Below are 11,779 nucleotides of genomic sequence, written 5' to 3'. Positions count from 1 at the left end.
CAAAAAGTTTTAATTAGCATAATTTAAAAAGTTGGAACTAAAATTGCTTTATGAGTTGTAATTTCTTAGTCAATAGATTTTAGGAGGCAAAATGAACTTAGAGGTTAAATGTCCTATTTTGGGGTTTGAAGATACCAAAAATATGAACTTTTATAAAATAGATGAGGTTTTTTATAGACTTAAAAGCCTTGATGGTAAAGATTTTTCTTTTGTGATGATTGATCCTTATATGATCCGTCCTGATTATGATTTTGAAGTACCTGATTATTATCAAGAATTATTAGCTTTAAATGAACAAACTAATTTTGGTGTGTTTGTTATTGTCGCTATTAATGAGCCATTAGAAGAATCTACGGTTAATTTTTTAGCACCTGTTGTGATGAATTATGATAATAATTCTTTAGTACAAGTGATTTTAGATACAAGCAAATATCCTAATTATTTTCAATCTGAAAAGATTTCAGCTTTTATTAAACAAGCAAAATAATGTCTGAAATTTATATTTTAGGAAATGGCGCTATGGCAAGTGCTATAGCTAAAGGTTTAAAAGATACTTATAAAGTAGTTATTGTTGCTAGGGATTTAAAAAAAGCTAGTAGCTTAAATTTAGAAGTTTTATCTTATGAAGAATTTGATTTAGAAGATAAAAATGTTATTTTAGCATTTAAACCTTATGCTTTAGAAGAAGTAGCTGTTAAATTAAAAGGCAAGGCAAGATGGCTTATTTCAGTTTTAGCAAATACTACTTTTGAGCAACTTCATTGTGTTAATGCGCAAAATTATATAAAAATCATGCCAAATACAGCAGCTGAATTTAAAGCCTCAGCGACTGCGTATTTGATGGAAAATGATTTATATAAAGATGAAATTTTATCTTTGTTAAATACTTTTGGTAAAGCCATAAGTTTGCAAAATGAAAAAGAATTTGATGTGGCTATGGTTTTAAGTGGATGCGCTCCTGCGTTTTTGGCTTTGGTGGCAGAAAGTTTAGCAAATGCAGGTGTTAAAAATGGTTTAAAAAATGAGCTTAGTTATGAGCTTGCTCGTGCAAGTTTTGAAAGCTTTAGCGCTTTGTTTAATCATGCTCATCCTGCTATTATCAAAGAAAAAATTTGTTCTCCAGCAGGAGTAACTATAAAAGGAATTGAAGCTTTGGAAAAAAGAGCTTTGCGCGGTACTTTTTTTGAAGCTTTTAATGCAAGTTTAAACAAATGAAGCAAGCTTTTAGTCTCCTAGAGCTTGCTTTTTGTATTGTAATCTTATCTTTTGTTTTTGGATCTTATTATCTTATATTTGCAAATAAATCTTTAAATGTTATATGGCAAAATCAAATCCTTTTTAATGAAGAAAAAGAATTATTTATACAAAATCCTTCATATAAAGCAAAAGAAGTAAATATAAATACTTATAACTTTTTAGAATACACTAGCGATGAGTTTAAACTCAAATCTTTAAAAATAAAAGATTTATCCTATAAAGAAGCTTTTATAGATGAAAAAAGCTTTTAGTTTATTAGAGCTTGCACTAAGCCTTGTTATCTTGGGTGTATTAATTGTTATCTTAAGCAATCCGGCCATACATCTTTATAATCATAGTCACAAAATTAAAAATTCCAACACAGTATTTTTAAATTTAAACCAAACATTGCTTAGTATGGAAAAAATTTATCATTCTTGTTTAAAAGTGACATTAACAAGTAGTTCTTTTGAGTGTTATATGAGTGCAAATGATGATATTTTTTACGATTTGTCATTAAAAAAATTAAACTTTAGTGGCATTATTTTAGAAAACAATGAAAGTTTTTTTAGTCCAAAAAGCAATTTGCATTTTATAGAAAATGGAAGTTCTAAAGGAATTTTAAGTAATTACAAAGATATGCATAGTGAAAAAAAGTTAAAAATATATGCTAATGATTATATGTATTTTTATGATATACAAAATTCAAAAATTTATAAAGCACTAGTTAGTGATAGAGAAAAAATCCATTTTATTAATGAGAAATTTAGTGGATTTTATACTATTTTATATGCTTATGTTAGAGTATATTTAGAAAATGAAAATATTTATATACAAATAGATGATTTAAATCATCACAAACGATCTTTTTTGCTAGCTCAAAATATTTCAAAACTTATTTTCAAGCAAGATGATAAGACGCTAAAAGTTCTAATATGCGATAAAAGTCAAGATGAATGTTTATCTAAGTGGATGTTTTTATGAGAAAATCGTTTGCTATGATTTATACAATATCTTTTATTTTATTTATCTCTTTTGTTATGGTATTTGTTATAAAAATTTCTTCATATTCTCCAAGAATTATGAAAGATTTAACTCTTTATACTCAAGGGAAGATTTTGCTTTATGATGCAAAAGAGCTTTCTAAATATTTTTTATATCAAGCCTATTTAGAGGGTAAAGAATGTTTAAATGAATATAATTTTGAATATAATAATATAAAAATACGAATTGATTATGCTTATCCTTTAGGTGAGTGTAAAGAATATAAATTGATAGAAAATGATGCTAATGCAAAAAGCATTATAGCTGTAAATATTAGTGTGTTACTAAATGGTAATAAAGCGGTAAATGAAGAAGTGTTTTTACAAAAAAGTTTTTTTGTTTATTCTAAATTAGATTGAATGTAAGTTTGAACTCCAATAGCTATCATTTTTACTCCCATAGCCATAATAAAAACTAAAGCAATACGTGAAAAAACATAAAGCACAAGTTTTCCTATGACTTTTTCAATAGTAGCTGAAAAGTGAAATAAAACAAAAATAAAAGCAAAAGTAAGCAATACAGAAGCTATAGCTATAGCTAAATTTTGATCTTCTGAAATAACCACTATAGTAGAAAGTGTTCCAGGACCTACTAGCATAGGAAATGCCATTGGTACTATACTTTTTTTCAATAATTCTTTATGACTTAATCCTTGATAATGTTGAAATTGAGAACTTGATGGAGTAAAAAGTAAGTTTTTGGTGCTCATAATGATTAAAATCAAACCACCCGCAACTCGTAAATCATTAATATCTATTTTAAATAAATATTTCATGATAAATGGTCCAGAAAGTAAAAAAACTAAAACAATACAAAATGCAGTATAAATGATATTTCTAAAAAGTTTTTTTCTTGTATCAGCATCTAAGCCCTCAGTCATTGCAAGAAATTGAGGAAGATTTCCAAAAGGATTCAAAACTGCTATAATAGCAACAGAAGCAAGTAAAATTATATAAATTTCAGATTCTATATCTGAAAACATAAAACAACCTTTTATTTTCCCAAGCTTAAAAGCTTGGGTTTGATTTAATAATTATAGCCCTTCAAAAGGATTAGTAACAACTTCTTTTCTATCTACGATATAAGGGATAAGTGCTACATGTCTTGCACGTTTAATAGCAACTTCAACCATTTCTTGGTGTTTTTTGCTAGTACCTGTTAAACGGCGTGGCATGATTTTAAATCTTTCTGATAAAGCATGTTTTAACAATGCTGTATCTTTATAGTCGATGAAATCAACTTTAGCTTCTGTATATTTGCAATATTTACGTGAATATTTTCTTTTTTCTGCCATGATTTTTTCCTTTAAAATGGTAATTCTGTATCATCATCATATTTATCAATATCAATTTCCTTCATAGGGGTTTCTTTTTGAGGATTTTGATAGGTATTAGATGGGTTTGTTCTAGTTTGTACTTGAGCATAAGGATCAAAACTTTGTTGTTGGTTAAAATTCTGATTATAGCCATAATTTTGATTGTCAAAATTGTTTTGTTGGTTATTTTGTACAGTTGAACCTAACATTTCTAAATTCTCAACTTGAATACTGTGTTTTGATCTATTTTGTCCATTTTGATCGCTCCACTGCTCAAATCTCAAACGACCTTCAATTAAAACTTTACTACCTTTGTTAAGGTATTGATTAGCAATTTCTGCTGTTCTACCAAAAAAACTAATGTCGATAAAGCAGGTTTCTTCTCTTTTTTCTCCTGTATTTGTACTAAATCTTCTTGTTACAGCTATAGCAGAAGAGCCTATTGCACTACCTGATGGAGCATAGCGCATCTCTATATCCCTTGTAAGATTACCTACTAAAACGACTTTATTAAACATTAATTAGCCTTCTGTATTTTCACTAGCTTTGATTTCTTTTTTATTTTGTTTGATACCTTTGCTTAGTTTTTCCCAAGCTGCAATTTCTTTTTTATTTTCATATTTTACGATTAAAAATCTAATTACTTCTTCAGTGATTCTTAATACCCTTTCAAGCTCTGCTATTAAATTTGTAGGAGCTTTGAAATAAATCACAAAATAAGTTCCTCTTTCGTATTTTTTAATTTTATACGCAAGTTTTCTTGTTCCCATTGGAACTACGCTTTCAATTTCTGCGCCATTTTTTGTAAGGACTTCTTTTACGAATTCCAACTTAGCACTTACTTCTTCTTCTGTAAGTGTCGGTTTTAATATGAATAAAACTTCATAATGTCTCATTTAATTTCTCCTTATGGATATAAAGCCTAAAATTTTTAGGCAAGGATTTTGCATAAAATGCAAATTTTATTTTACCATAAGTTTTCTTAATTTAACTTTTTAATATGGAGCTAAGTTGTAAAAGTGTTGCGATTAAAAACTCTTTTTTTTCTATTTTAGAATTCTTTTTTAATTCATATTCGCAATTACAAAGTGTTAAAAAGATATGTTTATATTGTGATATTTTGATCACAAGAGCTTGTTTTTGAAGATTTTGTGCCACAGAAATAGGCGGGGCATAGCCTAAAATTTCTTTTAAGTCTAAATTTCCATAAATTTTAACATGTAATGCAATTTTAAAAAGTCTAGAAAAATTTGCATATAAGGCGTTAATCAGTGCTATTTCATTATAATTTTCTAAAATATTTTCAAGTTCATTTCTTAAATCTTGTTTTTGCATTAATTTATCAAAAAAACTTTCAAAGCTAATAGTACTTAAGCTATAACAATGCTCTTGAATAATTTTTTCATCGATATTTAAACCACTAAATTTATTTAACTCATTAGCTGCTAAATATAAATTCTCATTAAAATTATAAAAAAGAGCATAGAGGGCATTTTGAGTGATGTTAATATTTAATTCTTTAGCTTTTAAAGCTAGCAACTCCATACCTTCTTTAGCTGAATTTACCTTATAAAATCTACAAAAATTATTAGCAAAAATTTTCTCTGCTTCGCTTTGTTTGGAGCTTTCATCATAAATTTCAAGTAAAAAATAATTATCTTGCGAATTTTGACAAAGCTGTAAAAGTTGTTTGAGTTCTTTGCTTGGGATTTTCTTTTGAGTTTTGATTTCTAGCAGTTTTCTCTCGCTAAATAAAGAAGCACTAGATAAATAATCATGGGCTTGCTTAAAATCATATTCTTCAAAATAAAATCTTAAACTCTCATCAAAAGAGTATTTGTCTTTAATAAATTTAGCATAAAGCTCTATTTGGAAATTATCCGCTCCATAAAGTAAGAAAAAATTAGGAAAACTATTGCTATTAAGTAAGCTTTGGAGTTGATTTTTATACATTTTGGTTTCTTTCTAAACTAAAATGCTTGGTGATTTTGCCAAAAATTTTGGCACTAACAATATCCACTTCAGTGATTTCTACTTCTACATTTTCTAATAAATTTGCCCTTGAACCTATGATGGTAATCAAAGCTCCTTTAATTTCATCATTTAATTTTACTTGCAATGAACTTTGATTTTCTACTACCAAAGCTTTAAATCTTTTTCCTATATTTTCCTTTGCCCATCTTGCAAATTTTCTATCCATAAAATGCCAAGCAACTTTATCCGCCTCTCTTTCTAGTAAGCTTAATTCCTCACAAGTACTTTGTATGTTTAAAAGCAAATAATTAAACATTTTTTCATCATTGTTGATTTTGGCTTTTAAAAGTCTATGTAAAATAAGATCAGAATACCTTCTAATAGGACTTGTAAAATGGGTATATTTATCAAAACCTAAGCCAAAATGTCCAGCATTTTCACTAGAATATTCTGCCTTTTTTTGTGCTTTGATGATGAGCTTATCTACTTCTTCTCTTATATTTAGCTCATTTGCTAAGACTTGAATGTCTTTAAATAATTCTATGACATTATTTTTAGGATTAATATCTATACTAAGTGTTGAAAGATCAGCTAGCAATTGATCTATTTTTTTATAATCAGGACTTAAGTGATTTCTAAAAACTCCTATATCAATGAGTTTTGCTGCAGCTTTATTGGCTAAAAGCATACAATCTTCGATTAAATTATGCGAGGCCGTGTCATTTTCAAGGCGTGTTTTTATGAGTTTATTATTTTCATCTAAAGTCATTCTTAGCTCTTGGGTTTTAAACTCACAAGCATTTTTTAATCGTTTTTTGCGTAAATTTTGAGTGATTTTAAAAACTTCATAAAGCCAATTGATTGCACCTAAATCTTCTTGCGTTTGTAAATACTCATCAACTTCATCGTAATTAAAACGGCGTTTTGAGTTAATAATAGCCTCAAAAAGCTCTTCTTTAATCACTTCATTATTTTGATCTAAGCTTATTTTAAAACAAAATGCCAACCTATCTTCATTAGGTTTTAGTGAGCAAATATTTTCACTCAAAGCTCTTGGCAACATAGGTATAGCAATATGAGGAAAATAAATCGAAAAACCCCTTGATCTTGCTTCTTTATCAATGGCGCTATAAGCATGCACATAAGCGCTTACATCAGCTATGGCTACATAAATGGCATGTTCATTTTTATCATAATAAATTGCATCATCAAAATCTTTTGCATCAATTGGATCAATGGTGCAAAAATTTAAATTTCTAAGATCTTTTCTTGATGGATACATACTTGCATCAACTTTATCTCCATAAGCTTTTGCTTCATTTTCACATAAATTATCAAAAATTGCATTTTTATTAAAAAGTGCTAAGGAAATTTTTTCATCCACAAAATCATCATCAATATGCCCTATCACTTCAGTGATATTGTTATCATGATTTTCTATTTTTAAAATAGTTCCTAAAGGCAGAGCTTTTAAGGATTTTTGAGAGGCTTTTAAGGCACATGTAAGTCCTGTTTGAATATTTACTCCAAGAACTGCTTCGCCGTATTTTTTAGTCATAACCAAAGAAGTTTCGTGGGCTCTTTTAAGTATTAAAATAACTTTAGCACTTGGTCGCTTTTTTTTAAGAGGGAGTAATTTTACCACAACTATATCAGCATAATTTGCTCCTTTTAAATTTTTATTTTCTATGAGCAAATCACGCTTAAAAGCAGGATCAAAACTTTCTAAAAATCCCGTTCCATTAACAGAAATATCAATTTTACCAAAAGTAAAGCCATCTTTTAAATAGTATTTGTTTTTATAAAATTTAATGATATCACAAGTTAATAATTCTCTAATGATTTGCTTATTTTTATTGGTAATTTCATTAGCATTTAGACCATAACTTAGTTGATTAAATAATTCTTTCATAAGACTCTTTATAGTAATTTTTCAAAACTTAAATTTTATCATAAAAGGATTAAATTTATATTTTTTAGTTATAATCTTTGCTTTAATTTTAATTTTAGGAGTGCATAATGGCTGTATCAATTTATTATGATAAAGATTGTGATATTAATTTAATAAAATCAAAAAAAGTAGCTATTATAGGTTTTGGCTCTCAAGGTCATGCTCATGCTATGAATTTAAGAGATAGTGGTGTAGATGTTATCATAGGCTTAAAAGAGGGTGGGCAAAGTTGGGCAAAAGCTCAAAAAGCAAATTTTATAGTAAAAAGTGTAAAAGAAGCTACTAAAGAAGCAGATTTGATTATGATTTTAGCTCCTGATGAAATTCAAAATGAAATTTTTAATGAGGAAATTAAACCTGAGTTAAAAGCAGGTAAAACTTTAGCATTTGCACATGGATTTAATATCCATTATGGACAAATTGTTGCTCCAAAAGGTATAGATGTGATTATGATAGCTCCTAAAGCTCCAGGTCATACTGTAAGGCATGAATTTAGTATAGGTGGGGGTACTCCTTGTTTAATTGCTATCCACCAAGATGAGAGTAAAAATGCTAAAAATTTAGCTTTAAGTTATGCTAGTGCTATAGGCGGTGGCAGAACAGGTATTATAGAAACAACTTTTAAAGCTGAAACTGAAACAGATTTATTTGGTGAGCAAGCAGTACTTTGTGGAGGACTTAGTGCTTTAATTCAAGCTGGTTTTGAAACCTTAGTTGAAGCAGGGTATGAGCCTGAAATGGCGTATTTTGAATGCTTACATGAAATGAAATTAATTGTGGATTTGATTTATCAAGGTGGTATTGCTGATATGAGATATTCTGTTTCTAATACTGCTGAATATGGAGATTATATCACAGGGCCTAAGATTATTACCAAAGAAACTAAAGAGGCTATGAAAGGTGTTTTAAAAGACATACAAAATGGAAGTTTTGCTAAAGATTTTATCTTAGAAAGAAGAGCAAATTTTGCAAGAATGCACGCAGAGCGTAAATTAATGAATGATTCTTTGATAGAAAAAACAGGACGCGAACTTCGTGCTATGATGCCTTGGATTAGTGCTAAAAAATTAGTTGATAAAGATAAAAACTAACTTGAAAACTATAAATAAAAAATACAAAGTGCTTCTAGCACTTTGTTTGGTTGTGTTTGGAATTTTTCTTTTTGCATTTGGAGCTTTGTTTTTAAAAAAAGAAGAAAATAAAGTTTTAGATTTCAATCAAACCATAATTCAAAAAGAACCATTACTACCCACAAAAGAGCAAGAAAATAATTTTAGTTTTAATGATATAAATTTGACTTTAGAAAATGAAAAATTAGAATTTTTAGATAAAAATATTAGTGAAATTTTAAATTTAAACCCTGTAAATACAGAGTTAAATCAAACTAAAGAGGATAATCAAACTTTAATTTTAAAAGTAATAGATCAAAATGCAAGCAAAGAATCAATCAATAAAGAGCAAAATATATCAGATAAAAACGAGGATAATAAAACCCAAATTCTAGTACAAAAAAATACCAAGCCTCGTCTAGCAATTATTATAGATGATATGGCAAGTCACACTCATGTAGATATGCTTAAAAAAACAAATTTAAAATTAATCCCATCTTTTTTTCCACCTGATAAACGCCATCCTTATACAGCTGAGTTTGCAAAGGATTTTGACTTTTTTATGGTGCATTTGCCTCTTGCTGCTATAAAATATGACAAGGCGGAATTAAACACTTTACACCCTAGTGATGATATGCAAAAAATAAGCAAGCGCGTAGCTTTTGTAAAAGAGCAATTTCCAAAAGTAAAATTTATTAACAACCACACAGGAAGTTTATTTACTGCAAATAAGCAGGCTATGGAAAAATTATTTAGCGCCTTTAAGCAAAATGATTTTATTTTTGTAGATTCAAGAACCATAGGAAATTCTAAAGCTAAAAATTTAGTAAGTCATTTTGAACAACCTTATATAGCTAGAGATGTTTTTTTGGATAATGAAGATGATATAGCATATATTAAAAACCAACTCAAACAAGCAGTAGAAGAGGCAAAAAAGAAAGGTTTTGCTATCGCTATTGGTCATCCAAGAGAAAAGACTTTTAAGGCCTTGGTGCAAAGTAAAGATTTGTTAAATTCAGTTGAGCTTGTGTATTTAAATGAAATTTATTGAGAATATTGAAGATTTTAAAAATCTTTTAAATCCGCCTTCAAAGATTTATTATAAAGGCAATTTAGAGCTTTTAAATGCTAGAAAAGTGGCTATTATAGGTTCTAGAAAAATGAGTGTTTATACTAAAAATTGTCTTGTTGAATTAGTGACTTTATTAAAAAAAGCTAAGGTTTGTGTAGTAAGTGGCGGGGCTTTAGGGGTGGATATCCAAGCAGCTAAAATAGCCTATCCACAAACCATAGCTATATTTGCTAATGGGCTTGATGAGATTTATCCAAAAGCAAACACAAATGAAATTTTAAATATTTATGATAATGCTTTGGCTTTAAGCGAAAATGAAGGAAATTATAAGGCAAAGCCTTATGATTTTTTATTAAGAAATAGACTTGTTATTGCTTTAAGTGAGGTTGTTGTAATAGCTCAAGCTGATTTAAAAAGTGGTTCTATGCAAAGTGCAAGACTTGCTTTAGGTATGAATAAACCTATATATGTATTACCTCATAGGAAAAATGAAAGCGAAGGAACAAATTTGCTTTTAGCAACAAAAAAGGCAAATTTAATTCATGATTTTGATGAATTTGTAAAAATGTTTGGAGAGTTTCATCAAGAGCAAAGCGAAGATGATTTATTAAGTTTTTTAAAACATGAAGATGATTTAGAAAAAGTTTTAAAAAAATTTGGTGATAGAGTTTATGAATATGAACTTGAGGGTTTGGTAGAAATATCTGGAGTGAAAATAAGAGCTTGCTTATGAAAACTTTAGCATTAGATATAGGCTTAAAGCGTATTGGTGTTGCTTTGTGTATTAATAAAAGTATAGCTATGCCACTTGAAGCTATTATTAGAAAAAATCGCAATCAAGCAGCAAATGAGGTAAAAAAGTACATCAAAGAGTATGATGTAAATACTTTGGTGGTAGGAGTTCCTTTAGGTGGATCTAGTGAAGATGAAATGCGAAAAAGGGTAGAACATTTCATATCTTTACTTGATTTTGACAAAGAAGTTTTTTTTGTCGATGAGAGTTTTAGTTCTAAAAATGCACAAGAACTTGGCATGGTGAATTTAAAGAAAAAAGATGGCAAACTTGATTCTTTAGCTGCGTATTTGTTTTTAAAGGATTTTTATGGCCTTGCTTGATTTAAATACAGCTTTAGATGAAATTTATACAAAAGAGCAAAAAGAACAAATCCTTCAAAGTTTTAATCAAGAAAAATATATTAATATTTTTAGAAATTCCTTGCTTATTGATAATGATGAATTAGAAGAAATTTTAAATAATGAAAATATAGAATTTGAAAAAATTGATCTGAATTGTTATAAAATTCCAAGTATCTTCAAAAGCAAACTAAGCTCAATGAAAGCTTTTAATGAGGGTAAGTTTTATATACAAAATTACTCTTCGTACTTGTGTGCTAAAACTTTGGGTGTTAAAGCTGGTGAGAGTGTATTGGATATGTGTGCAGCTCCTGGTGGAAAAAGCTTAAATTTAGCTAATTTCATGCAAAATGAGGGTTATTTAGCAAGTTGTGAATTATCTAAAACACGTTTTTTTACCTTAAAAAAAACTATGGAAAATTATCAAGTTAAAATTGTAAAATGCTTCTTAAAAGATGCACGTACTATAGGTAAAGCTTGTCCTTTGAAATTTGATAAAATTTTACTTGATGCACCTTGCTCAACTTTTGCAAAAATGGGTTTTGAAATCCAAAAAAACACAAAAGAAATTAAGCAAATTGCAAATTTGCAAAAAAAGCTTTTGCATTCAGCATTGTTAGCTTTAAAACATGGTGGAGAATTAGTATATAGCACTTGTACATTTTTAAGAGAAGAAAATGAAGCGGTTTTAGAAAATGCATTAAGAAATGAAAATTTTAAATTAGAATTGCTTGATTTTAATTTGGTTAATGTTGATTTTATATGTGCAAAGAGTGATGAATTTGATTTATCATTTGCTAAAAGAGTTTTACCAGATGACTATGCAGATGGGTTTTTTATAGCAAAAGTGAAAAAATATTAAAAATCAATAAAATTAAATGTGAAAAATGTTTTTTAGTTTAAAACTTAAAGTGCTATTTTTAGGTGCTTAGAAGGTAAATTCA

At 28.2% G+C, this 11,779-nt stretch carries 16 protein-coding genes; 10 read left to right on the top strand and 6 right to left on the bottom strand.

Features of this window, described 5'->3' with window-relative positions; all coding sequences use genetic code 11:
• Positions 1-91 precede the first annotated feature (91 nt).
• From fliW to CAMP5082_RS00190, 5 genes are read left to right on the top strand one after another with little or no spacing between them, the layout of a single operon-like run.
• Entirely contained in the window at positions 92-487 is a 396-nt protein-coding gene (fliW, locus tag CAMP5082_RS00210; RefSeq protein WP_263663168.1) for a flagellar assembly protein FliW, read from the top strand.
• On the top strand, positions 487-1,215 hold the full coding sequence (locus CAMP5082_RS00205; RefSeq protein WP_337205561.1) for a pyrroline-5-carboxylate reductase: 729 nt from the start codon (positions 487-489) through the stop codon (positions 1,213-1,215). Before fliW ends, CAMP5082_RS00205 begins: the two co-directional genes overlap by 1 nt.
• Positions 1,212-1,508, top strand: a complete 297-nt coding sequence (locus CAMP5082_RS00200) for a hypothetical protein (RefSeq protein WP_337205560.1) — start codon at positions 1,212-1,214, stop codon at positions 1,506-1,508. The genes CAMP5082_RS00205 and CAMP5082_RS00200 overlap by 4 nt, the downstream gene beginning before the upstream one ends.
• Complete coding sequence (locus tag CAMP5082_RS00195; protein WP_337205559.1) at positions 1,492-2,220, top strand: type II secretion system protein; 729 nt, start codon at positions 1,492-1,494, stop codon at positions 2,218-2,220. Before CAMP5082_RS00200 ends, CAMP5082_RS00195 begins: the two co-directional genes overlap by 17 nt.
• Positions 2,217-2,639: a hypothetical protein gene (locus CAMP5082_RS00190; protein ID WP_337205558.1), complete on the top strand. Its 423-nt coding sequence runs from the start codon at positions 2,217-2,219 to the stop codon at positions 2,637-2,639. Before CAMP5082_RS00195 ends, CAMP5082_RS00190 begins: the two co-directional genes overlap by 4 nt.
• On the opposite strand, the gene CAMP5082_RS00185 is transcribed toward CAMP5082_RS00190, so the two are convergent.
• The 6 genes from CAMP5082_RS00185 to CAMP5082_RS00160 form a co-directional block, all read right to left on the bottom strand.
• Positions 2,621-3,262, bottom strand: coding sequence for a MarC family protein (locus CAMP5082_RS00185; protein WP_337205557.1), 642 nt, complete (start codon positions 3,260-3,262; stop codon positions 2,621-2,623). The two genes, CAMP5082_RS00190 and CAMP5082_RS00185, sit on opposite strands and share 19 nt — an antisense overlap.
• A 51-nt stretch (positions 3,263-3,313) precedes the next feature.
• Positions 3,314-3,574, bottom strand: coding sequence for a 30S ribosomal protein S18 (gene rpsR / locus CAMP5082_RS00180; RefSeq protein WP_039618521.1), 261 nt, complete (start codon positions 3,572-3,574; stop codon positions 3,314-3,316).
• 11 nt (positions 3,575-3,585) lie between these two features.
• Entirely contained in the window at positions 3,586-4,113 is a 528-nt protein-coding gene (locus CAMP5082_RS00175) for a single-stranded DNA-binding protein (protein ID WP_115645698.1), read from the bottom strand.
• A gap of 3 nt (positions 4,114-4,116) precedes the next feature.
• A complete protein-coding gene (rpsF, locus tag CAMP5082_RS00170) occupies positions 4,117-4,491 on the bottom strand; it encodes a 30S ribosomal protein S6 (protein ID WP_263663175.1) in 375 nt (124 codons plus the stop codon).
• 91 nt (positions 4,492-4,582) lie between these two features.
• Positions 4,583-5,548 (bottom strand): DNA polymerase III subunit delta, encoded by a 966-nt coding sequence (gene holA / locus CAMP5082_RS00165; RefSeq protein ID WP_337205556.1) that lies wholly within the window; start codon positions 5,546-5,548, stop codon positions 4,583-4,585.
• Positions 5,541-7,481 (bottom strand): ribonuclease R family protein, encoded by a 1,941-nt coding sequence (locus tag CAMP5082_RS00160; protein WP_337205555.1) that lies wholly within the window; start codon positions 7,479-7,481, stop codon positions 5,541-5,543. Before CAMP5082_RS00160 ends, holA begins: the two co-directional genes overlap by 8 nt.
• Before the next feature lie 107 nt (positions 7,482-7,588).
• Here CAMP5082_RS00160 and ilvC point away from each other — a divergent pair, with 107 nt between their 5' ends.
• The 5 genes from ilvC to CAMP5082_RS00135 are packed head-to-tail and all read left to right on the top strand — an operon-like array spanning position 7,589 to position 11,697.
• A complete protein-coding gene (ilvC, locus tag CAMP5082_RS00155) occupies positions 7,589-8,611 on the top strand; it encodes a ketol-acid reductoisomerase (RefSeq protein WP_337205554.1) in 1,023 nt (340 codons plus the stop codon).
• Between the two features lie 10 nt (positions 8,612-8,621).
• Positions 8,622-9,680, top strand: coding sequence for a divergent polysaccharide deacetylase family protein (locus tag CAMP5082_RS00150; RefSeq protein WP_442863311.1), 1,059 nt, complete (start codon positions 8,622-8,624; stop codon positions 9,678-9,680).
• Positions 9,667-10,434 carry a DNA-processing protein DprA gene (locus CAMP5082_RS00145; protein ID WP_337205552.1) on the top strand — a complete coding sequence of 256 codons (768 nt, stop codon included), beginning with the start codon at positions 9,667-9,669 and terminating at the stop codon, positions 10,432-10,434. The genes CAMP5082_RS00150 and CAMP5082_RS00145 overlap by 14 nt, the downstream gene beginning before the upstream one ends.
• Entirely contained in the window at positions 10,431-10,817 is a 387-nt protein-coding gene (gene ruvX / locus CAMP5082_RS00140) for a Holliday junction resolvase RuvX (RefSeq protein ID WP_039626400.1), read from the top strand. Before CAMP5082_RS00145 ends, ruvX begins: the two co-directional genes overlap by 4 nt.
• The gene (locus tag CAMP5082_RS00135) at positions 10,804-11,697 is read left to right on the top strand and encodes an RsmB/NOP family class I SAM-dependent RNA methyltransferase (protein WP_337205551.1); all 894 of its coding nucleotides are present in this window, start codon (positions 10,804-10,806) and stop codon (positions 11,695-11,697) included. The genes ruvX and CAMP5082_RS00135 overlap by 14 nt, the downstream gene beginning before the upstream one ends.
• The last annotated feature ends 82 nt before the right edge of the window (positions 11,698-11,779 follow it).

It is taken from the genome of Campylobacter sp. LMG 17559, from assembly GCF_024723605.1.
Taxonomy (GTDB): Bacteria; Campylobacterota; Campylobacteria; order Campylobacterales; family Campylobacteraceae; genus Campylobacter_D.
The sequence above is the reverse complement of the archived record's forward strand: the minus strand, read 5'-3'. Positions and strand labels throughout refer to the sequence as shown.

Bases quoted from the DNA above. Each gene is read 5' to 3' on its own strand.
- CAMP5082_RS00190 (WP_337205558.1), top strand. From the start codon at position 2,217: ATGAGAAAATCGTTTGCTATGATTTATACAATATCTTTTATTTTATTT.
- rpsF (WP_263663175.1), bottom strand. From the start codon at position 4,491: ATGAGACATTATGAAGTTTTATTCATATTAAAACCGACACTTACAGAA.
- CAMP5082_RS00175 (WP_115645698.1), bottom strand. From the start codon at position 4,113: ATGTTTAATAAAGTCGTTTTAGTAGGTAATCTTACAAGGGATATAGAG.
- CAMP5082_RS00135 (WP_337205551.1), top strand. From the start codon at position 10,804: ATGGCCTTGCTTGATTTAAATACAGCTTTAGATGAAATTTATACAAAA.
- CAMP5082_RS00185 (WP_337205557.1), bottom strand. From the start codon at position 3,262: ATGTTTTCAGATATAGAATCTGAAATTTATATAATTTTACTTGCTTCT.
- ruvX (WP_039626400.1), top strand. From the start codon at position 10,431: ATGAAAACTTTAGCATTAGATATAGGCTTAAAGCGTATTGGTGTTGCT.
- CAMP5082_RS00200 (WP_337205560.1), top strand. From the start codon at position 1,212: ATGAAGCAAGCTTTTAGTCTCCTAGAGCTTGCTTTTTGTATTGTAATC.
- CAMP5082_RS00160 (WP_337205555.1), bottom strand. From the start codon at position 7,481: ATGAAAGAATTATTTAATCAACTAAGTTATGGTCTAAATGCTAATGAA.
- CAMP5082_RS00205 (WP_337205561.1), top strand. From the start codon at position 487: ATGTCTGAAATTTATATTTTAGGAAATGGCGCTATGGCAAGTGCTATA.
- CAMP5082_RS00145 (WP_337205552.1), top strand. From the start codon at position 9,667: ATGAAATTTATTGAGAATATTGAAGATTTTAAAAATCTTTTAAATCCG.
- CAMP5082_RS00195 (WP_337205559.1), top strand. From the start codon at position 1,492: ATGAAAAAAGCTTTTAGTTTATTAGAGCTTGCACTAAGCCTTGTTATC.
- holA (WP_337205556.1), bottom strand. From the start codon at position 5,548: ATGTATAAAAATCAACTCCAAAGCTTACTTAATAGCAATAGTTTTCCT.
- rpsR (WP_039618521.1), bottom strand. From the start codon at position 3,574: ATGGCAGAAAAAAGAAAATATTCACGTAAATATTGCAAATATACAGAA.
- fliW (WP_263663168.1), top strand. From the start codon at position 92: ATGAACTTAGAGGTTAAATGTCCTATTTTGGGGTTTGAAGATACCAAA.
- ilvC (WP_337205554.1), top strand. From the start codon at position 7,589: ATGGCTGTATCAATTTATTATGATAAAGATTGTGATATTAATTTAATA.